The 19,633-nt window shown below is 66.9% G+C and carries 17 protein-coding genes and 2 pseudogenes; 12 read left to right on the top strand and 7 right to left on the bottom strand.

The window, feature by feature from the left end:
* Positions 1 to 544: 544 nt before the first annotated feature.
* The 3 genes from ACWCP6_RS27660 to ACWCP6_RS27650 all read right to left on the bottom strand — a co-directional run bounded on the left by ACWCP6_RS27660 (position 545) and on the right by ACWCP6_RS27650 (position 2,991).
* On the bottom strand, positions 545 to 1,153 hold the full coding sequence (locus ACWCP6_RS27660; RefSeq protein WP_450935286.1) for a Fic family protein: 609 nt from the start codon (positions 1,151 to 1,153) through the stop codon (positions 545 to 547).
* Complete coding sequence (locus ACWCP6_RS27655) at positions 1,140 to 1,862, bottom strand: hypothetical protein (protein ID WP_450935285.1); 723 nt, start codon at positions 1,860 to 1,862, stop codon at positions 1,140 to 1,142. The genes ACWCP6_RS27660 and ACWCP6_RS27655 overlap by 14 nt, the downstream gene beginning before the upstream one ends.
* An 835-nt stretch (positions 1,863 to 2,697) precedes the next feature.
* Positions 2,698 to 2,991: a DUF1330 domain-containing protein gene (locus tag ACWCP6_RS27650; protein ID WP_450935284.1), complete on the bottom strand. Its 294-nt coding sequence runs from the start codon at positions 2,989 to 2,991 to the stop codon at positions 2,698 to 2,700.
* A gap of 188 nt (positions 2,992 to 3,179) precedes the next feature.
* Between ACWCP6_RS27650 and ACWCP6_RS27645 the strand changes: the two genes are divergently transcribed.
* From ACWCP6_RS27645 to ACWCP6_RS27610, 8 genes are all read left to right on the top strand, one after another.
* The gene (locus tag ACWCP6_RS27645; protein ID WP_450935283.1) at positions 3,180 to 4,082 is read left to right on the top strand and encodes a LysR family transcriptional regulator; all 903 of its coding nucleotides are present in this window, start codon (positions 3,180 to 3,182) and stop codon (positions 4,080 to 4,082) included.
* A 568-nt stretch (positions 4,083 to 4,650) separates the two neighbouring features.
* Complete coding sequence (locus ACWCP6_RS27640) at positions 4,651 to 5,778, top strand: tyrosine-type recombinase/integrase (RefSeq protein WP_450935282.1); 1,128 nt, start codon at positions 4,651 to 4,653, stop codon at positions 5,776 to 5,778.
* Positions 5,775 to 6,110, top strand: a complete 336-nt coding sequence (locus tag ACWCP6_RS27635) for a helix-turn-helix domain-containing protein (protein ID WP_450935281.1) — start codon at positions 5,775 to 5,777, stop codon at positions 6,108 to 6,110. Before ACWCP6_RS27640 ends, ACWCP6_RS27635 begins: the two co-directional genes overlap by 4 nt.
* The gene (locus ACWCP6_RS27630) at positions 6,107 to 7,609 is read left to right on the top strand and encodes a hypothetical protein (RefSeq protein WP_450935280.1); all 1,503 of its coding nucleotides are present in this window, start codon (positions 6,107 to 6,109) and stop codon (positions 7,607 to 7,609) included. Before ACWCP6_RS27635 ends, ACWCP6_RS27630 begins: the two co-directional genes overlap by 4 nt.
* A 317-nt stretch (positions 7,610 to 7,926) precedes the next feature.
* Entirely contained in the window at positions 7,927 to 8,571 is a 645-nt protein-coding gene (locus tag ACWCP6_RS27625) for a hypothetical protein (protein WP_450935279.1), read from the top strand.
* 391 nt (positions 8,572 to 8,962) lie between these two features.
* Entirely contained in the window at positions 8,963 to 10,387 is a 1,425-nt protein-coding gene (locus tag ACWCP6_RS27620; RefSeq protein WP_450935278.1) for an eCIS core domain-containing protein, read from the top strand.
* Between the two features lie 168 nt (positions 10,388 to 10,555).
* Positions 10,556 to 10,870, top strand: a complete 315-nt coding sequence (locus tag ACWCP6_RS27615) for a hypothetical protein (protein WP_450935277.1) — start codon at positions 10,556 to 10,558, stop codon at positions 10,868 to 10,870.
* 923 nt (positions 10,871 to 11,793) lie between these two features.
* Positions 11,794 to 12,180: a GFA family protein gene (locus tag ACWCP6_RS27610; protein ID WP_450935350.1), complete on the top strand. Its 387-nt coding sequence runs from the start codon at positions 11,794 to 11,796 to the stop codon at positions 12,178 to 12,180.
* Here ACWCP6_RS27610 and ACWCP6_RS27605 read toward each other — a convergent pair.
* From ACWCP6_RS27605 to ACWCP6_RS27595, 3 genes are all read right to left on the bottom strand, one after another.
* Positions 12,117 to 12,590: an allene oxide cyclase barrel-like domain-containing protein gene (locus tag ACWCP6_RS27605; RefSeq protein ID WP_450935276.1), complete on the bottom strand. Its 474-nt coding sequence runs from the start codon at positions 12,588 to 12,590 to the stop codon at positions 12,117 to 12,119. The two genes, ACWCP6_RS27610 and ACWCP6_RS27605, sit on opposite strands and share 64 nt — an antisense overlap.
* Before the next feature lie 302 nt (positions 12,591 to 12,892).
* Positions 12,893 to 14,026, bottom strand: a complete 1,134-nt coding sequence (locus tag ACWCP6_RS27600) for a hypothetical protein (protein ID WP_450935275.1) — start codon at positions 14,024 to 14,026, stop codon at positions 12,893 to 12,895.
* The gene (locus tag ACWCP6_RS27595; protein ID WP_450935274.1) at positions 14,023 to 15,168 is read right to left on the bottom strand and encodes a hypothetical protein; all 1,146 of its coding nucleotides are present in this window, start codon (positions 15,166 to 15,168) and stop codon (positions 14,023 to 14,025) included. The genes ACWCP6_RS27600 and ACWCP6_RS27595 overlap by 4 nt, the downstream gene beginning before the upstream one ends.
* 128 nt (positions 15,169 to 15,296) lie before the next feature.
* On the opposite strand from ACWCP6_RS27595, the pseudogene ACWCP6_RS27590 reads away from it, so the two are divergent.
* From ACWCP6_RS27590 to ACWCP6_RS27575, 4 genes and pseudogenes are all read left to right on the top strand, one after another.
* A pseudogene (locus ACWCP6_RS27590) lies at positions 15,297 to 15,531 on the top strand (transposase); the annotation flags it as partial.
* Between the two features lie 7 nt (positions 15,532 to 15,538).
* A pseudogene (locus ACWCP6_RS27585) lies at positions 15,539 to 15,708 on the top strand (transposase); the annotation flags it as partial.
* A gap of 85 nt (positions 15,709 to 15,793) precedes the next feature.
* The gene (locus ACWCP6_RS27580; RefSeq protein WP_450935273.1) at positions 15,794 to 17,698 is read left to right on the top strand and encodes a hypothetical protein; all 1,905 of its coding nucleotides are present in this window, start codon (positions 15,794 to 15,796) and stop codon (positions 17,696 to 17,698) included.
* On the top strand, positions 17,698 to 18,576 hold the full coding sequence (locus ACWCP6_RS27575; protein WP_450935272.1) for a hypothetical protein: 879 nt from the start codon (positions 17,698 to 17,700) through the stop codon (positions 18,574 to 18,576). Before ACWCP6_RS27580 ends, ACWCP6_RS27575 begins: the two co-directional genes overlap by 1 nt.
* Positions 18,577 to 19,121: 545 nt before the next feature.
* On the opposite strand, the gene ACWCP6_RS27570 is transcribed toward ACWCP6_RS27575, so the two are convergent.
* Positions 19,122 to 19,343, bottom strand: a complete 222-nt coding sequence (locus tag ACWCP6_RS27570) for a hypothetical protein (RefSeq protein ID WP_450935271.1) — start codon at positions 19,341 to 19,343, stop codon at positions 19,122 to 19,124.
* Positions 19,344 to 19,633: the final 290 nt, after the last annotated feature.

Here is a 19,633-nt window from a genome sequence, read left to right as displayed (position 1 = left end):
AGCCGCTCGGCCACGTACGTCCAAAAGCATGTCAGGCTCGATCTCATTTCGGGCGTTCAGGCTCGAATTCACTGCCATGTGATCACTCTCGAAAGTCCGGTCGACCACTTCACGGACGCCGGCTGTCCCTCGAGACCCGCACCGCGTTCGGCGGCATCCTGCAGGAGGCACCTTCACCCCCGGCCAGACCCTCGTCGACAAGACCCTCGCGCCGATCACCAAGATTCGGCGGCATCTGGCGGCGGTGAGGGCGTCAAGCCGGCGGTCGAGCTTCTGCCTGCCGGTGGAGACCCGGGCGTAGCCGATGAGGATCTCGGTGCGGTGGGCGGGCTCGGCGACCAGGAGGTCGAAGGCATCGGGCTCGAAGGGGGTGCTCACGCCCCGGATTCTGTCAGCAAACGGTGTTCCGGGGTTCTTGAACCACTCTGGTTTTTGAAGGAGTTTTTGAAGGATCTGAGGGGTCCTCGGGCTGCCCGCTCGGCGCTCTTCAAGAAACGGTTTATTGAAGCCTGGCGGAAGTTGTCGGTGCTCTCACACGAACGCTTCAGTGTCGGCGGCGGTTGAGCACACCGATGAGAGTGGCAAGGTCGGCGGCACCGGCCGGGTCATCCGCGTAGCGGGTGGTCTGGAGGGGGCCGACCTCAGGAAGGACGATCTCCTCCCGGGCCAGAACATGGACCAAGGTCAACAGCGCGGCGCGGGCATTGCCATCAGTGAAGGAGTGGAAGAACGCCACATCGAGGTAGGCGCGGGCCGCGCGGGCCGCCAGCGGGATGTTCGGGTCGGTCGTCTCGTGCAAGCAGGAATCGAAGTCGGCCTGCGTGCGAGGTGTCAGAGCGTAGCGCTCGCGACCAGCCTTCGCATAGGCGTCGCTCACGCGGAACGGTGCCCCTGGTGCAGCGAGGACTTCGCGCTGCCAACCGGCCAGCAGGGCGAAGTCCAGCGGGGTGCGGCGTGCGGCATCTTCTCGGGCCAAGGTATATGCGGCGAGCAGACGCTCAGCGCGAATCGGGTCGCGCTGGCGCACCGGCCCCTCGCACCAGGACCGGAACCCATCGCGGTCGGGCGGGATTCGCTGTAGGACCGGTGCGCGTTGCCAGTCGGCCTCACGGCGCACGCGCAGCCAGACCGAAAGGCTGTCAGTAGCGGTCATGGAGATCCTCCAGAGCCGCCCTCTCGCGGTGGTCCTGGTACGGGGCGTAGCCCGTGAGGCCGACGGCGAGGTCCTCGCCGACGGATTCGATCAGCGTCCGTTCCGGGGTGACCCAGCTCTTGAACCGGCCACCGATCGCACTCACCACTGCTCGCGCGGCGTCGGCTCGGTCCAGGCCGGTGCTGGTGAGGAACCAGCCCAGGACGATCGAGGTCTGTCCGCGCCAGGCGTTGTCCGCGCCCGAGTCCAGCGCGTGGGTCACGAGCCGGACGCAGGCCCGTTCCAGGTGCCAGCTGCGATCCTCGGGCGAGACGTCCGGTGGCGGCGCCAGCTCGGCGAAGCGCTGGGCTGTCCGCTCCAGCCACTCCCGCCACTCCAACAGCGCGGCTACGACGCGTGCTGCGGTCTCGTCTGGGGTCGTCACCGAGCTTGGCCCGCTGACCCAGTTGCCGATGGGCCCGCCGTCGCGGTAGCACCAGCTCCATCCCCAGGTCCAGGTGCCATATCGCTCCCGGAGGACCGCGTCCACCTGACTCTCACACCAGCGTTCACCCTGCCACCAGCCAGCCATACCGGAGAGCACGGGCGGCACCCACTCGCGGACCAGCGAGCGGAGTCGGGCTTCCTCGTCCTCGTCCCAGGCGAACGAGTGGCGTGCCGGGTCGGATTCATCCCAGTTCCGAATGTCCTCGTAGGTGACGGGGGGCACACGGTTGTCGGGGAAGGGCAGGGTGTCACGGTTGTACGTCAGCGCTGGCCACTCTTCCTGTTCGATGTGATCGACCCATCAGTCTCGGCTCGAAGCCCCAGGGATCGCGAATGGTTTTTCGGACCGCACCCCGCGTAGGCATCGTGCAGGACCTATAGCCCGCGCTCATCGTCACCGAGCGATGGTTCGCGCAGCGGCCGGTGCCCGGCCTCGGCGGGGCGGAAGAAGGCGTACCGGCCGACGCAAATCACCGCCATCACGCCGCGACGCCGTTGAGGTGTCCTGCTGGCATCGCACACCTACCTAAATCGGGAAGTTCCAGATAGTCTCCCCGTTCGGGGCCGCTGGCCCGGTGGTCGGAAGGCTGTCGCACCGGCGCGGCCCCGTGACGGGCGTGCATGAGGTGCGGCGATGGGCTGAAGCCTCGACGGCCGCATGGCCGACTTTCAGGTCGGCCAGTTCGCGCAAGCAGGGCTCACGGGGAACGGGCCTTCGCGGTAGATCTGTGGCATGACCACCTGATCCCCGAAGCAGGGCGGCCGGCTCCAGTGCGCCATCCTGGCGCGCCCCGGGGCTACTTCAACAACAGAGGAACCGCAGATCGAAACCCCTCGAAAGAGGTCTTGACCTGCGGTTCTTCAAACTGTATATCAGACAGTCCAGCTGGCCCGGACGTCGCGTCGCTTCTTCGATCCGCCCGACAGGGATCAGGCCGTCGAGGACGTCGACGACGGACTGGGACGCGGGGCATGGCTTCGAACTCGTCTCGTGAGTCGTCGTTCAGCACCGTGTGCGTATCAGGTGACGGATGCTCAGCGATGGCTGGGCCCGCCGGTCAGTCGATGCCTTCGATGATGCGGAAGTCGCGCTCGACGCCGTCGGGGAGGGCCACCAGCGCCTTCTGGTATGCCTCGCTCTCGTATGCCGCGACGGCCTGTTCGAAGCTGTCGAACTCGATCAGAACGACGCGTTGCGTGATTCCGGCCTCATGGGCGACGACTCGACCGCCACGGGACAGGGTGCGCCCGCCCCCAGCCTGGACAGCCGCACGGGCCAGCTTGTTGTAGGCAGTCAGCCTCTCAGGGTCGGAAATGGCGGGGTAGACACTGACCCAGTAGCCCTTAGCCATGGAAACCTCCTGTGTTCGGCCGGACACGTCCGACTTCGAATTGACACTCAGGTCGATCGATCCCGGCGACGGGTACCGCGGTCAGTTGAATCGTCATATGCGCAGGTTAGGGCTTGATGTGCGGTCGAGGGAAAGACCGGTACGGGATAGGCTCAGAACGGATCGTTATCAATCGGCAGGGAGGGCACGTGGCGCCGGATACGGTGAGCCTGCGGTACTTCCTGGTGCTGGCGCAGGAGTTGAACTTCACCCGCGCGGCCGCGCGGATCGGTATCGCACAGCCCGCACTCAGCGCCCGGATGCGCCGATTGGAGGCGGAACTCGGTACGGCCCTGCTGGTCCGCAACACGCGTAGCGTCGTATTGACCACGGCTGGTGCGGCTTTGGCGGAGTCCGCGCCGCCTGCGCTGGCGGCGCTGGACCGGGCATGGGACACCGCCCGGAGCGCGGCGGCCGGTGAACTGGGCACGCTGCGCATCGGATACAGCCTCAGCGCCGGGGCCGAGACGGCACCGGCCCTGGTGGACAGGCTGATTCGCGGCAACAGCGGACTCGAGGTCGGCGCGGTCCCGATGGCGACACCGGAGATCTCCCCCGCGGTCGCCGACGGCCGCATCGATGCCGGGATCACCCGCGGTGAACAACCGGGCCGTGGCGTGCGCCGGTTCCTGCTGCGGCGTGCGCGCATCGGGGTCCAGCTGGCGCAGCACCATCCGCTGGCCGAACACCCGGAGATCGAGATCGCCGACGCGGCCGCGTATCCGCTGCGACTCCCGGACCGTGCGGCCAACCCCGTGATCCACGATCAGCTGTCCGCACTGTTCCGAGACACCCGACCACACCCCCGATTCCACACGCCCGCAGTCTCTTTTGACATGTCTCAGCGCGACCTGCGCGACGGGGTCACCCTCGCCCCGGCCGGAGAAGCCGCGGCCACGGCACAACCGGCCGGTCTCACCTGGCGACCGCTGCGGGACGCGCCCAGCCTGACGTTCCACCTGGTCCTCCCACGCGAGCAGTCGCCACTACACCGCCGCATCCGTGCCGTCGCCAAAACCCTGGCGCACGAGCTGCACTGGCTGCCGGACTGACGCCCAAGAGGTCAAGCGAGACGGACGCCTGAGGTGGCGAGGCCCAAGACCTTGCGCCCGGCGGACTTCGCGGTGATGACGACGGCGGTCTTGTTGAATGTCCGACACGACCTCGCTACGCCGGCGGATCAGCATCCGATGATGGCCCCGGGTCAGGTCCGAGTCGTACACCGCGGCGACGTCCTCGCCCAGCCCGAGATCTCGGCGGATACCGCGCCTTCGCCGACGCCGAACCGGACAAGCACGGGTAACCGGCGGGAGCGCCCGCCGTCAACGGCGTCCATGACGTCGGTCAATGCTTAACGCCAACCACTGTTCCATTGCCCCGAGCGCCGCCAATTGCACCAGATGCGAACTCGCGACGGTCTGCGATTCGACATCGGCGGGTACCGGATTTCCCAGCGTGACCAGGGGAGTTGAAGCCCTACAGTGCCATGCGAAGCTAGCGGATCGCGGCACGTGATGGCCAGCCGTGTCACTCGTATGGCTGGCTGGCCTGCGGATCGTCAGCCGGCTCGCATCGGATGCGGTTTTCTCGCACCGAATGCGAGTGACGGAGGGTGGCGCAATGGTTGGGTTCAGCGGGTCGGTGCCGGGTAAGGCGAGGCTGCATCTGGTCGACGGGGTCGCCCTGCTGCGGCCGGAGGAACAGGTCTTCACAGCGATGCTGACCAGCTTCGCCAACCAGCAGCTGGCACGGAATCTTGCCCGCACGACCGTGGAGGGCCGGGAGAACACGGTGAAGGCGTTCGCCGCCTACGTGAACACCTACCCGTGGCACTGGACGCCGGCGATGGTCGACGAGTGGCTCGGTGACCTGCGCTCACTGCGGGACCTGAAGCGCTCCACGATCCGCTCGTACTCCGAGGCCGTGCGGGCGTTCTGCCACTTCATCACCGACCCCCTCTACGAGTGGACGGCCACCTGCGAAGAGCGGTTCGGCACCCATCCGGTGCAGGTGGTGCACGAGTGGAACACCGCGGTGCACGTCCAGGACAACGAGGCGGACGCGAAGAAGCGCGCGTTCACTAAGGCCGAGCTGCACGCCTTCTTCGCACACTGCGACGACGAGGTCGCCCGCATCCGGGCCTTCGGCCGCAAGGACTGGCTGCCTGCCTTCCGCGACGCGACCCTGTTCAAGACCGCCTACGCCTACGGGACACGGCGCAACGAGACGCGGATGCTCGACGCTGCCGACTTCGGCCGCAACCCGCACGGCGGCGAGTTCGGTGAGTACGGCCGGTGCCAGGTCCGGTTCGGCAAGGCCAAGAAGGGCTCGCCGCCCAAGCGCCGCGGGGTGCTGACCGTGTTCGACTGGACCCCGGACGTCCTGGACGAGTGGTTCACCGAGGTCCGCCCGATGTTCGGCACCGATAACAACCCGGCGGCATGGCCCTCCGAACGCGGCTTGCGGATCGGATGCCAGCGGCTCAACTCCCGCTTCATCGCCTACCGCAAGGCCCTCGACCTGGATGACGGACTCGACTTCCACTCCTTCCGCAGGTCCTACGTCACCCACCTGATCGAGGACGGCTGGGACCCGCGCTTCGTCCAGGAGCAAGTCGGCCACGAGCACGCCAGCACCACCTCGCTCTACACCTGCGTGTCCTCGGACTTCCGCACCCGCACCCTGCGGCGGCACCTGGACTCCACCATCGCCGCGGCCCTCCAGACCCAGGCCGGGAGGCAGGCATGAAACGCAAGGTCGGCTACACCTGGCGGCTGCGCGAGGTCATGGCCCAGCACCAGATCTTCACGGCTACCGAACTGGTGCCGCTGCTGCGCGAGCGCGGCATCGACCTGTCCGCCTCCCAGGTCCACCGCCTGGTCTCCGGCACCCCGGAACGCCTGTCGTTGCAGGTCATGGCCGCGCTCTGCGACATCCTGTCCTGCACCCCCGCCGACCTCGTGGCCACCACCGCCGAGAACGCCGGCGTCCGCAAGACCGCCACCAGCGACCTGCCCGCACCGCCCGCGAACGTGGCGAAGCTGCGCCCTCGCGCGGCCCGTATCCTGCCCGACGCATGACCCGCGCCTACGCCACCGACGAGCAGTACGAACGCTGGTACATGGCCGAGTGCTGCCGCTGCGGCCGCCACAGACACAAGGCCGGCACCTGGCCGGACGGATACGTCTGCCGGACTTGCTCGGACCGCGCAGTCCGGACACGGGGCATCTGCCCAGGATGCCGCCAGGACCGTGCCCTTCCCGGGCTCCGCCCCGGTGACAGGGCCCAGATCTGCACCACCTGCGCCAGCTTTTCCCAGACCTTCGACTGCTCACGCTGCGGCTTCGAGGGCAAGCTCCTGCGCGGTCGGCTCTGCGAACGCTGCACGCTTACCGACCGCCTCACCGCGCTCCTGGACGACGGCACCGGCCGCGTCCGTCCCGCACTGGTCCCGTTGTTGGACCTGCTGGTGGCGATGGACGAGCCCAGAAGCGGGCTGGCCTGGCTGGAGATGCGCCGCAGCCAGCGGGGGAACGCCTCACAGTTGCTGCGTCGGCTCGGCCTCGGCGAGATCCCGCTGACCCACGACGCCTTCCACGAGCTCCAGCCCTGGCGGGCCGCCGCTCGCCTGGAAGAACTCCTGATGACGTGCGGAGTCCTGCCCCCGGTCGACAAGTACCTCTGTTCCTTCCAGCGCTGGCTTCTCGGGCATCTGGCCGGCATCGCCGACCCCGAGCACGTCAAGACGATCAGGCTCTACGCGACCTGGCGCGTCCTCCCTCGGCTACGGGCCCGCGCCGAGCGGAGCCACATCACCCCAAGCGTCCGACGGTTCGCCGCCGAGCAGATCAAGTACGCGACCGCCTTCCTGCACTGGCTCGGCGAGCAGAACAGCACTCTCGCGTCCTGCGGCCAGATCGATGTCGACGCCTGGTATGCCGAAAACACCGAACACGGCCGCACCTGCCTGCGAGCCTTCCTGAACTGGGCCATGCAGAGCCGCCACTGCCGACGCGCCCTCTGCATCCCAGCGATGAAGGTCTCCCAGCGGGCCGCACTGAGCGAGGACGAGCGCCTCAATGTCCTTGGCCGACTGCTGACGGACGGGGAGATACCGATGCGTCTGCGTGTTGCGGGAGCCATCGTGCTCCTCTACGCGCAGCCCGTGAGCCGCATCGTCCGGCTCAGCGTCGCCGACGTAATCCGCGACGGCGACACCGTGCTGCTACGGCTCGGGGAGCCAGCCTCGCCCGTTCCCGCACTGGTCGCTGACCTGCTACTGGAGCACATCGAAGGCCGCGACAACATGAACACCGCCACCAACCCGGGTTCTAGCTGGCTCTTCCCGGGCCGCCGGGCGGGCCAGCCGTCCCGCCCGGATCATCTATCCGTGCTCCTGAACGAGGTCGGGGTCCCGGCCGCCGCTGCCCGCGGCGCCGCCATCCGGCAGCAGCTCCTCGAAATGCCCGCCCCCGTCGTCGCGGACGCGGTCGGCTACCACAACAAGACCACCACCCGGCTCCGCAACGAGACCGGCGGGACATGGAGCCGGTATGCCCTGGGGGATCACGCAAGGTAACCAGCGAGCTGGGTTCCTCGGGGAACCGGCGACAGTTGAATAAAGCTCACCAGTAAACCAGTACAGCGCATGCCCACGTGCTGCCAGTGCTCCAGCCGCGCCGCCGCGGCCTGCTCAATTTACGGAAACTCCCAGCCAGGTGCGAGGAAAGTGATGCGCCAGATGTTTCTATCCGGCTTATGTATCTGATTTCCTCCGCCCCTTGCCCCCCGCCTGGCCTGGCAGATTCTCCAGTCCTCTGGTTCTTCGCGGGCCTCGTCGGAACAGTGGCAGTTACTTGGTGGTTCTGGCGAGCGCAGGCGACCCTCTACTACGGAATGCCTCTGGCTGAGCCGGTCATTGACTTGCCGACCAATGTAAGACAACGGATGGTCCTGTCGGTGGATGGGCGACCTCGACAGAACGCCCATCGGGTTGAGGTGCGGCTCGTCCGCAAGGGACCCGACATCGCATCGTCAGATTTCGATCAGGACCGACCAATCGTCCTCAACGTTGGGTCTGACATCATCACCATGATTGGCTCGCCCCAAGTCGAGCCTTCGGATGCAGAGGTCCCGAACGTCACGTACGCCGGTTCGATGCTCAACGTCCCGAAGTGCCTAATTAAGCGGGGGCAGCAGATTTCCGTGTCACTGCTCGTTGACGGTACCCCCAGTTTGACCCGCCAACAGGTGCTCTTGCGCAACGTAAAGCCAAAGAGGTTCACCGGCGAGGGACCTCGCCTCGGCAAGGTGGAGAAGACCGGCATCTGGGTGACCTTTGTTGCGCTTCTGTACCTCGTGCTTTTCCTGCTGGTAGAGGCTTTTACACCTCTCGATGAAGAGCCTTGGTGGAGCCAAATCGCGCGACCAATCTTGGGCTGGCTTTGGGGGGCCTACGTCATTCTGGCCGTGGCCCTGTCGGTGGGCAGAGGCATCGGAAAGGCGCACTCCTGGTACCGGCGCCGCCCGCGGAAGGACTGAGGAGCACACAATCCGCCCCAGAACGCCATGAGCGTCCCCTCCCTGGAACTATGCAGTTCCCTGGCACCGGAATCCACTCACTTCCTTCACGCTGCTTGTGAACGGGGCAGGCGCCGCTGGCCTGGTCCTGGAGTCGACGTACCCCGGCGATCACGTGCTGTCACCGGTCGGGTGGTCTCCGCGCGGAAGGAGTGATGCTCGGGCCTCCGGTTGGTGGTGGCGACCAGGGATCCGGTGAAGGCTTGCTTCAAAGGTGGTCCCGGTTGACCGGAACCGGAGCGGCGGCCACTGCATGGCGGCATGAGCACGGTCATGGTTACGTGGTGGCATGGATGTCCGTGCCAGGGCCGTTCAGCCAGTGAGCAAGGGGCCGGAATGCACGGTGCCTGGGGTGAAGCGCGTACTCGGCACGCCGGGGCGGCCTCTGGAGAGGACGGTCCAGCACACCATGCAGACGCGGTTCTCGGCGGACTTCTCCCGCGTCCGGGTGCACACTGATGCAGCTGCCGCAAAAACGGCGATCGGGTTGGGGGCTGCCGCCTTCACCGTCGGGGAGCACATTGTGTTCGCTCCCGACCGGTACAGCCCCGCAACGGCGGAGGGACGGAAGGTGCTTGCCCATGAGCTCGCCCACGTCCTTCAGCAAACCCCTCTTGACCCGGCTGCCACCGCACCGCTGAGGATCAGCCAGCCTGCCGACAGTAGTGAGCGTGAGGCCGACGCTGCTGCCGATCGAGCACTGTCCGGTCAACCGGGAACCCCCGCCGTTGCGCCGGACCGCACGCCTGTCTTGCAGCGGCTCACCTCACAGCACGGCCAACACGCGGAGCAAGGCGTTGTCAGCCTCACGTCCGATCTCTCCTCACCCGTGGTCGAAGGCACCCGGGTCTCCTACCGGGCCGAGTACCAAGGCGATGCCGGCGACCTGCCTCGCTTCGAGTTCACACTCACCAACCGGGACACGGGTGAGGTGATCTGGAAGGTAACCCGGTCCAAGCCCGACATATGGTTCCGCTTGAACGGTGCCGGCCGTCGGTACCGGATGACCTGCAAGATTACGTCGAACGCCGGCACGCTCGGTACGGTCGCGCTGGATCACGACACCACTCCCCGCGACCCCCGGATTCCTCATCCCATGACCAAGTTCTCCCCGGACGAACAAGCCGCGGAGGAGCTGATGGCCGATCTTCGCGGATGTGTGCTCGAAGCCGCGACAGCCACCGGTGAGGACGGCCTCCCCGCCCTGGTGCTCGCCTCGGTCTTGCGTCATGAGATGGCGAATACGACGTTGGCTCCGATCGGGTCTCCGCGCGAAGCGCGGGAATCCGAGCTGGCCGAGACCGGCCTTGCCCTGCACCGCAGAGAGCTCGGCAAGCCGACGGAGGCCAAGGATCTCGACCGATCCGTAGGCGTGGGACAGGTGAAGCTGAGCACAGCGGCAATGGTCACTGGAGCCATCCCATGGACTGAGCAGGCCCCGGCCGATCGGGGACCAGGGCGGGGCAAGGTCCAGGCCGACTTCATGAAACTGACTCCTGCGCAGCAGCGGGAAATCCTCACCCTGCTCTCGTGGCCACGTGGCAATATCAGTGTTGCTGCCCGGTTCCTCACACGACTGAAGAACCGTCCGAACCGCTATCCCAAAATGTCTCGCAACGACTTCGGCAGCAACGAACGAGCGGTCAAAATCATCGCCACCGAGTACAACCTTGGCCCGTCCACGTCACCGGAATCGCTTGCGCGGCCCTCCTCCTATGGCGACGAGGTCTGGAAACACATGCAGGATCCCCTGATGAGGCAGTTCTTCCCCGGCTGAGCTTCCGGACCATGGGGACTTGACCTGCCGTGAGGCGTCTAGCCGATCAGGCGTCGGCGCCAGTCCAGGGGAGTGACGGTGTCCCGCTGCGGCTCGGCGAGCCACCCTCCCCGGCCCCCGCACCGTTCGCCGGACTCCTCACTGAACTGGATCGAGAACCGCGACAACATGAACACCGCGACGAGTCGCGACTCGCGCTGGCTGTTCCCCGGCCGACGCGCTGGCCAGCCACTGCATCCGTTCGCTCTCTCCGAGCTGATCAACGACCTCGGTGTCCCCACGACCACGAGCCGGGCCGCAGCGATTCGCCAGCAGGTCCTGGAGATGCCGGCCCCCGTCGCCGCCGACGCCCTCGGCTACCACCAGATCACCACGGCCCGCCTCGCGTCCGAGGCCGGAGCAACCTGGAGCCGATACGCCCCGGCAACCACACACGGTCACCAGCAGGCTGGACTCCTCGGGGAACTCGCGACAGTTGAATAGGCGAGCTCACCAGTACCGAGGCCGTCTTCCCGCACACCTGTGTCTGCCGCCACTGTCAAAAGCTCGGTGGCACACCAGTGATGTGGTGGGTGGCATTCGAAACGGTCACCTGGACCGGTGAGGGCGGCGAGCCAACCTGGTACTAGACCTTCGAAGGCGAGGCTAAGCGCGGCTTCTGCCCGACCTGCGGCAGCCGGCTCGCGGCGATCGACAGCGACATCCCGGAGTGGCATCAACGTCACCGCCCTCGACGACACCAGCGGCCCAGACCTCGTGCCGATCCACGCGTCCTTCCGCGACAACGCCGTGCACTGGCTGCCGTCGGCACCGGAGACCGAGCACAGCACGTCCGGTTGACCGCCCGTCCACTGGTCAGCAACGTCACCTGCCCCTCGATGGCCCCGGCGGCATCCCGTTCCCGCCCGCGAGCAGGGCGGGAACTCCCGGGCCGGGACCCGCCGCGGTCATGCTCAGCGCGGATGACGGAGAACTCTGCGAGTGCCGCGCGGCAGTCAGACCGTCCAGGGGATGCTCAACCGGAGCGAGTCCAGAAAGGCGCTGGGCTACTTCCGAGACGAATTCTGGCCATCGACGCCTGCCGGGACGAAAGCGTGAGACCACATCCCAGGACGTTGAGAATTCCGGGCGGGTACGAAGAATCTGGGTGAGTGGAGCCTAGGGTCCATCAGTGATGAGTTGAGAGCCACCCGCCGCATAGGGAACATGCTCGGTACCAGGAGCCCGAACAGGTTCATCAATTTCATCGAAGCGGCCTACATCACGCCGGTGAACAAGGCACAGTCGACCTGACAGGAACTGCTCGTCCAGACGGCTGGGTGGCCGTCTCGCCCCTTCGACGGCCACCACCGCACGCGACCACACGGAGGAGGCACAAGGCGTGAACAGATGGACGTGACAGGGAACTGTGCAGCTGCGGGCACTGCCAGAAGCTCGGAGGGACCCCGGTGATGTGGTGGGCTGGCTGGCCCGCGGACCGCATCACCTGGACCGTGGTCGAAGTGACGTGGATCGAGACCTTCCCGGGCGAGGCCAAGCGCGGGTTCTGTGCCAACTGCGGCAGCCGCCTGGCGGCTGCCATCGACGCACCACTCGTCCGTATGGCCAACACAAGCGGGCGAGCGGTTGATGCCGTACTGGGCGGCGTGGCGCGCACGCCGCCCGGCATCCGGCCAGCCTCTCTACCCTGTCCGCTCTGTAGCTCCTTGCTGCCTCGTCTTGACCTTGCTCAGGGGACGATGTGGAACGTGAGCTCCGTGGTCGTGTCGTCGACGACGTGCCCATGTACGTAGCCGCGGCTAGTCTCGTAGCTCCCTGTGCCTCCGGTGATCGCGAGGTTGAAGTCGCTGGGAGGCGGGGCGTAGGGAGGATGACCCTGAACCGTGATGTCGCCGTCGGTGAGGGCGAAGGTGATCAGGCACTGCAGGGTGCCGGTGCTCGCGCCTGCCTCGAGGCGGGTGATGGTGCAAGTCCCGCCGCCGGAGCCGACCCTCTGGTCTTCACGATAGAGATCGTTGGCGAGCGTGAACCCGTTGCCCTGGGCATCGCCAGTGCCGTTCGGTGTGAACTGAGTGGTCTTCGCGACCAGGGAAATCACCTGCTCCCCCTGCTGGCCATCGGCCGCTGAAGCCAGTGGAGCAGAGATCAAAACCGCACTCAAGGCGGCCACGGAACTCCGACCGAGCAAGTCCAATTTACGCATCCCGGGATTCTCCTAGTAGATCGTGGGCAATGCACACGTGCGACCGTTTGATTTCCCCCCGCCGTTCGCGTCAGAGTTGATCACGGGACAATCCACCCGACCAGGAGACCCGCATCGTCATTCGAGTGATGTCGCGCCGGTCGATTCAACCGCCAACAGGCGTGGGTCGGCCTGGCAAAGGACGGCCGGGAGGAACATTCGGACGGAGCATGCACCGTGGGGCACCAAACCAGGGGCCGTAATCATCCTCGCCCTTGCCGGGAGGATCTGCGGCGACTTACGGCACGGCGGCCGGGCGGGAGTCAGCGGCTCCCGACCGTCCGTGGCAGTTTCAGCTTCAGCGGGCCGCAGCCGAGGCGGGCGGCCTCGGCCTCGACGTAGCGGGGGAAGAGGGTGCGCACGTCCGCGCTCATTCCGCCCTCGTTGGCCTGTACGAGGAACACCGTCGCGCCCGCCTGGCAACGGGCCCGGAAGACGCCGAGGTTGGGGCCGAGGCCGCCGTATCCGGCGGCGGAGCTCACCCGGTCGCCCTCGTGCAGCGTCATCCTCGTGAAGATCGCGGCCAGCCGCGGGTCCTCGACGGTCATCAGGCGCTGCTCCGGCTGCGAGCCGGTGATGTCCCGGTCGCAGGTGCGCACCGGGCCGTGCCCGTCGGTGATCATGGGGTACTGGTCCGGCTTGCGCTTCTTGCCCAGGGTCAGCCCCTTGATGCCGCAGAGCGCGTCCGGCTTCTCCGTGTGGGTGTAGCGGGCGGCCTTCGGCAGGCGTTCGACTGGATCGGCGATCGTGCCGGTGCAGCCCAGGTCCGCGCTGACCTTGTTGACGAGCTTCACGACCATGCGGGCCATCCCGTCGCGCTCCTTGGTACGCGGCTCCGTGTCGGTGATCCAGCTGCCCTGAGCGATATCCACCACGGTCGGCCCGTCGAGGTCGCCGGGGCGGCCCAGGCAGCCATCCGGGATGGCGAGCCAGGCGCGGTTGTCCGAGGCCATGCCCAGGAGGCCGCCGCCGAGCGGGGTGAGACGGGCGGAGAGGAACTCGTCGGCCCACTTGCCGTCGTCGCCGGCCCGGTCGTCCAGCCGGTGCACCCGGGCGGTGAACGCCCATTCGTCGCCGTCGCTGTTCGTCAACTGGCAACTGCCGGTGGGACCGTCCATGGAGCGCCCACCGTGCAGCACGGGCGCCTCGACCGCCTTGACGTTCTCCGGCTCACGGAACGTCGCGGCGAGGTCATCGCGGGACAGCGCGCCCCAGCACAACTCGTCCGGCGCGAACGGCCCGATCTGCGCCTGCCAGGCCATGCCGCCGACGCCGAGCAGCACCCCGGCGAGACCTGCGGCCAGCAGCGGCCGGACCCGGCCGCGCAGCAGTCTGCGCCAATGCCACCGGCGCAGGGGCTGCTCGGAGCGGTTCGGCTCGTCCTCCGTGCTGCTCATCGGACGGCTCCCTTGGGGGCGATGGGGGCGCAGCCCAGGCGGGCCGCGGCCGCGTTGGCGAAGGCGGCGAGGTGGCCGGGGTCGGTGGAGGCGCCCATCAGGAAGGTGGCGGGCCTGCCGGCGCAGTCGGCTCGTACGATCGCGTGCTTCTCGCCGATGGTGCCCGTGCCGCGCCAGCCGCGGGCCGCGGGGTGTTCGCCCGCGATGCCGTCGAAAACCGCGGCCAGTCGGGGCTGCGCGACCATCGCCAGCTCCAGGTACGGCATGCCGTCGCGATCGCCACGGACGCTGCACGTCTGCAGGTCGCGGGTGACCGCGCCGGTCTGGTCTTCGATGTCCTCCGTGTCGAGGTGCAGGCCGCGGATGCCGCAGACGTCGCTAGAGGTGCTGAAGATGTGCTCCTGCTTGCCCGGCAGGTCGTAGACCGGCGAGCTGACCCTCCGCGGCTCGTCCGGCGCGCAACCGGCCGCAGCCATCCCACGGTTGGCCGCCGCGACGAGCAGCACCGCCGCCTCCCGGGCGCCGCCCAGGTCGGCCGGATCGTTCTGGGTGTACGAGGGGCCGCTGCTGTACGTGCCGGACGCGTGCATGGTGACGACGGTCGGCCGGCCGTCCTGCGTGTCGCAGGACTTCGGGAGCACCAGCAGGCCACCGCGCCCGTTCACCGTGCCCGGCAGGCCGTCCGGGAGCGGGACCATGTCGCCGCCCAGGAAACCGTCATGGACCATCGCGAGCCGGGCCTCCGCGGCCTTGGGGACCGGGCCGTACTCGACGGACACCTGCTGGTGGGTGGAGACCTTGTCGCCGTCGTAACTGCTCTTGTAGTCGCTGGCGATGGCGACCTCGCAGCTGCCGGTCGGGTGCTCGCGGGTGGGCGCCGTCTCCTTGCCGGTGCGTGACCCGTCGTCATCGTCGCCGAAGGCCTCGTCGCCGAGGAAGTCCGGGCCGCTGTCCCTCTCCCATGCGCCCCAGCAGTAGCGGTCCTTCGGCCACGGCCAGGTGTCCGCCGCCCACGTGCCGAGCCCGGTGCCCGCAAGCACGAGCACCAGCGCTGATATCAGCAACAACTGGCCGCGCCTGCTGTGCGGCAGCGCTCGGCGCAGCCGACCGGGCGCCGCAGGCGCCTCGTCTGTCTCACTCACCCCGTGATCCCCTCCGGCGCAGGAGTGTATCCCCGTCGTCAGCCAAGGAGCAGCCCGCCCCGTGAGGCTGATCCTTTGGAGTGGACACCCTGACAATGGATCTTGATGGTCCAGGGAGGGATGTCCAGGTGGGACGCCAGTCTCCGTATCCGGAGGAGTTCAGGAGGTACGCGGTCGCGCTCTACCGCGCCGCAGGCGGTAAGCGCACATACGCGGCGGTGGCAGCGGGTCTCGGCATCACCGCCGAGTCACTGCGGACGTGGGTCCGCAAGGAAAACGAGTCCCAGGCACTGCCGGAACGCCGCGAGGGCGACGGGAGTCCGGCTGAGAGAACTGGCCCGGTTGCGGGCGGAGAACGCCCGGCCGCTGAACTGAACGACTCGGCCGCCGCCGATGGGCCATCGAACGCACCATGTCCTGGCTGACCGGCCACCGCCGTCTGAACCACCGCTACGAGCGCAAAACCGGCAACTGCCGGGCCTTCGCGGACTTGCAGCCGCGCTCTGCTGCTACAAACGGCTCCTCAAACTGACCATGTAGGACACGGTCTTAGCGGAAGTTCGGTGATCACTGCCACGAAGTCTGCGGCGCTCAGCCCGATCGCCGCTGCCGAAAATGAGCGGCTGTGGTGGCGAGACTGCCAGATGACGAGCGCAGTCACATCACGCTTGGCTGGGCGCTCGGCGAGCTCAAGGAAATGCGCGATCCTGATTACAGAGAGACACTAAGAGAGCAGTTCCGGCACGTAGACGGAGTGGCCATGGAACGCGCTGTCGTGCTGATCGGCGTACGGAAGTCCGGTGATCTGACCGAGCTGCAGGCGGTCAGCAGAGCGCTAGCTACCATGCAGGACTGGGCCGACGGGCAGGGGATTCCTGCTGACTCGATCAAGACTCTCTCGGATGCTGACGGCACCGCGGTGCAGGCAGGTGACATTCTTGCAGCCGTGAGGGGCTACGTGGAGCTCCACACCGTTGAGCAGCTCATCGTCTACTTCAGCGGGCACGGCGTAAATAATAATGGCAGCGAGTACTGGCTGCTTTCTGGTGCCCCTGAGAACGCGAACGAGGCAGTCAATGTCGCGAGGAGTATCCGCCTTGCCGAGCGCTGCGGCATTCCGCACGTCGTGTTGATATCGGACGCCTGCCGGAAGCCGCCGACCGGGATCCAGGCAGACGACGTGACTGGCCAGGTCATCTTTCCCAACCGCCCAGTGGGCGGCCCGCCCGGCTGTGTGGACATCTTCTACGCCTGCGGGCTTGGTCAGGCGTCCAACGAGATCGAAGACGTGCCGAGATCAAGTGGTACCTACCGCGCTGTCTATACGGAAGTCCTTGCCGAAGCGCTTGATGGCGCTTACGCGGACCTGCGGGAAAGAGTCTTGGAGGGCGGCGCGGCCTTCGACGTGGTGCGTCCCTATCCGCTCAAAGAGGCACTGCCGGGCCTCGTCTCAGCTCGGATCCGCGTGTCGGGCGCCCCCGCCAGCACCAGCCAATGGCCGGCGGGCCTGGTCTGCTCCGGCGCAAAAGCCTGGCTCTCGAGGATCACCGGGGCATCTCCGCCACCACCTCCATCTCCCCCTTCGATCGCGAGACCGCCGATGGGAGGCTCGGGCGGAGGTGGGAGTGGGGACTGGGTCGTGCGTGTCCCGAAGCACCCGCAGCGCCGTGACTCATCCGAAAGACGGAGAGCGGCCCGATTCCCCGATGTTTCTTTTCGTTGGAGACCCGCATCCAAGGGCCTACGTGAATTCGACACGGCGGATCCTGCCCGCCGTGCCGCCGCTGCAGCCGCTGAGCGGCTCGCTCAGCCGGCCGACTTCATCGGTGTTGGGGGCGCTGCCGCCTTGTGCGTGCGCGGTTCGAAGTTCAAGGGGTTCAAGGGCGCGTACGCGACACGGAAGGGCGGGTACTCGCTAGTGAAGCTGCCACGGCAGGTCAGGCCCGACGTCCTACAGGTGGGGCTCGATGAGGACCGCCCCGTGGCCGTCGTGGTGGGCTTGTTCCCAGGTCGCTGCGCCGTGGTGCCCGCGTTTCCGGGCCACCTGGGGATCTTGACCATGGAGGAGGGCCAACTCGTCGACGTCTCCTATGCGCCGCTTTCGCGCCCGCTCCGGCCCGGCTACGCCGCCTATCGGGCCCAGATCGCCGCCGCCTCGCGGTTCGGCATTGCATGGTGGGAGGGGTATTCGGCCGCCGACCTGGTGGAGCAGTACGAGTGGATGGGCGCCGACGATCCCTCACTCGCCGTGTATCTCGCCTACGCCCTGACCGACATGGGCTGCCGTTACCACGTGAGCAAACTGCTCAACGCTTCGGGCCCGGAGCTCTTCGACGTGCGGCTCCTCTCGGAGGAACGGTCCGAGCTTGCAGTCGCGCCCTTCCCGCTTTTGGCGCGCGGCTGGGCTCTGTTGGATCCCCCGGGGCCGGAACAGGGGCTCCCGACCCCGCAGATTTCGCACTGGACCCTGTTCACCGATACGGACCTCCCACCGCTGCGTGCACTTCTCGGAAAGGAAGGGGCGATGTGATGCGCGAGCTCGTACTGATTCATGGGAGATCTCAAGGGAACAAGGATGCCGGGAAACTCAAAAAGCAGTGGGTGGACGCACTCCACGTCGGGTTGCGGACGGCTGGCTTGGACCTGCGAATACCTGACGAGGGAATCCGGTTCCCCTACTACGGCGACACGTTGTTGGCGCTCTCGAAGGACTCGGGAGTCGAAGCCCCCAACGTGATCGTCAGGGGAGCAGAGGACGACCCCAACGAACAGGAATTCATCACCGCGATTCTGAAGGACGTCGTGAGGACATGGGGGATTGCGGAGGCAGACATCAGGGCCGCCTCGGCGGTTCCCAGTCTCATCGAGCGAGACATCCAGAACTGGCCATGGGTGATTGCCGCGCTGCGTGCCATCGACCGGGTGCCGGCTCTCAGCGCCGCCAGCCTCGCGCTAGCCACCCGGGACGTCTACCAATACCTCAGCAATCCGGGCATACAAACCTACATTGAGGGCGGCGTGCGCCAGGCGTTTACCGGTGGTGAGGACTGCGTTGTGGTGTCCCACTCCCTAGGCACGGTCATCGCTTACAACATGCTCAAACGGGAAGGCAGCGAGCATCAGTGGAATGTTCCCACGCTCCTTACCCTGGGATCGCCGCTGGCGGTTGGACACATCGTCCAGAGACTTGCGCCGGTCAAACGGCCAGAGTGCACAGGCGACTGGTTCAACGCTTTCGACCCGAAGGACGTCGTGGCGCTCCACCCGTTGGAACATCCGCAATTCCCTGTCACACCCCTTGAGAACTACAGCAAAGTGGAGAATCCGACGCCCAACCATCACGGCATCACCGGCTATCTCGGTGACCCCACTGTGGCTCGCCGCATCCACGACGCGCTCCTCAACTGAAGCAGATGAAGTGACAGCCTGGATCTGGCGGTACTTCTGCACCCGACGGCGACGGTCTCGACCCCAGCCGCTTCACTCAGAGACGTCCAGGACGCCGCCGTTATTCCACTCTTGGCCATCCGGGGGACTGTAAATCGCTCGGTGTAACTCCCGATCATGGCAGATGCATCGATGACCAGTGAGAACGTGACCGAGCGCGAGACTGTCGTGCCGGCAGTGGCTGTGTCGGCGAAGGCCCGAAGCGCCGCAACCTCACCGGTGAGTCCGACTCGAGGGGGCGGGGCGTTCGTCCCCGCGGGCGCGGGGAGCAGAAGCCCGGCCCCCCTGCCCGGCAAGGAGGGACCCATCCCTGCTCGTGCGGGGCGCAAGGACGGCGAACGAGCGAGTGGCAGACCGTCTACGTGCTCGAGAACGATCCCATCAGCGACACCCAGACCAAAGCAATGGCCTTGTGCCCGGTGAGCTGAACCACGCCTGAGCAGCCGGACCGGTCCGCGGTCCAGCCCTCCTGCAGGGACTCGTCGCCTCAGGCTTGACGTATCCCGCTACGGCGCCGCTTCCTCTTCTCCCTCTTCATTGGGGTCCAATGCGTTCCTGCCACGGTCGTCGTGTGCCGGCACGCGGCCGTCACGCCATGCGGCATGAATAGCGTGCAGGGCACGGATCAGCTCGGGTACCTTGCCCAGCACGTCGTTCAGTTGTCCGAGAAAAACCGCGACAGCACCGAACGCCCCGAGGACCGTCAAGATGACGGAGTCCCAGTTCACGGATCGATCAACCCTTCGTGGCATGCCACGCGAAGGGAGGCGACCGGCACAAAGACCACGCCGAATCCACCTCTGCCGCGTGGCAGTGGTTGATCGACCCCCGCCGGTCCTCATCTGATCAGGAGCGGGTGTCGATTGCGCTCACCCGCGGGTACGGGTGAGGCGAAGTCTGCGAGACGCTCGCACCGCGTCGGCTGATTGCGCCGCTCCGTGCTGTCTCTGCTCCGAGAATACGAGCGCGCCCGGACCCGTCGCAATGACGAGGCGTACAAGCGCGGTCCAGCAGTGCG

Source organism: Streptomyces sp. NPDC002004, from assembly GCF_053593975.1.
Note: the sequence above shows the minus strand (reverse complement) of the source record. Positions and strands in the feature narration are given on the sequence as shown.

Coding starts and splice junctions, on each gene's coding strand:
- ACWCP6_RS27615 (WP_450935277.1), top strand. CDS start 10,556: ATGAACACCGCGACGAGTCGCGACTCGCGCTGGCTGTTCCCCGGCCGA.
- ACWCP6_RS27625 (WP_450935279.1), top strand. CDS start 7,927: ATGCCTCTGGCTGAGCCGGTCATTGACTTGCCGACCAATGTAAGACAA.
- ACWCP6_RS27640 (WP_450935282.1), top strand. CDS start 4,651: ATGGTTGGGTTCAGCGGGTCGGTGCCGGGTAAGGCGAGGCTGCATCTG.
- ACWCP6_RS27600 (WP_450935275.1), bottom strand. CDS start 14,026: ATGAGCAGCACGGAGGACGAGCCGAACCGCTCCGAGCAGCCCCTGCGC.
- ACWCP6_RS27575 (WP_450935272.1), top strand. CDS start 17,698: ATGCGCGAGCTCGTACTGATTCATGGGAGATCTCAAGGGAACAAGGAT.
- ACWCP6_RS27635 (WP_450935281.1), top strand. CDS start 5,775: ATGAAACGCAAGGTCGGCTACACCTGGCGGCTGCGCGAGGTCATGGCC.
- ACWCP6_RS27650 (WP_450935284.1), bottom strand. CDS start 2,991: ATGGCTAAGGGCTACTGGGTCAGTGTCTACCCCGCCATTTCCGACCCT.
- ACWCP6_RS27605 (WP_450935276.1), bottom strand. CDS start 12,590: ATGCGTAAATTGGACTTGCTCGGTCGGAGTTCCGTGGCCGCCTTGAGT.
- ACWCP6_RS27630 (WP_450935280.1), top strand. CDS start 6,107: ATGACCCGCGCCTACGCCACCGACGAGCAGTACGAACGCTGGTACATG.
- ACWCP6_RS27660 (WP_450935286.1), bottom strand. CDS start 1,153: ATGACCGCTACTGACAGCCTTTCGGTCTGGCTGCGCGTGCGCCGTGAG.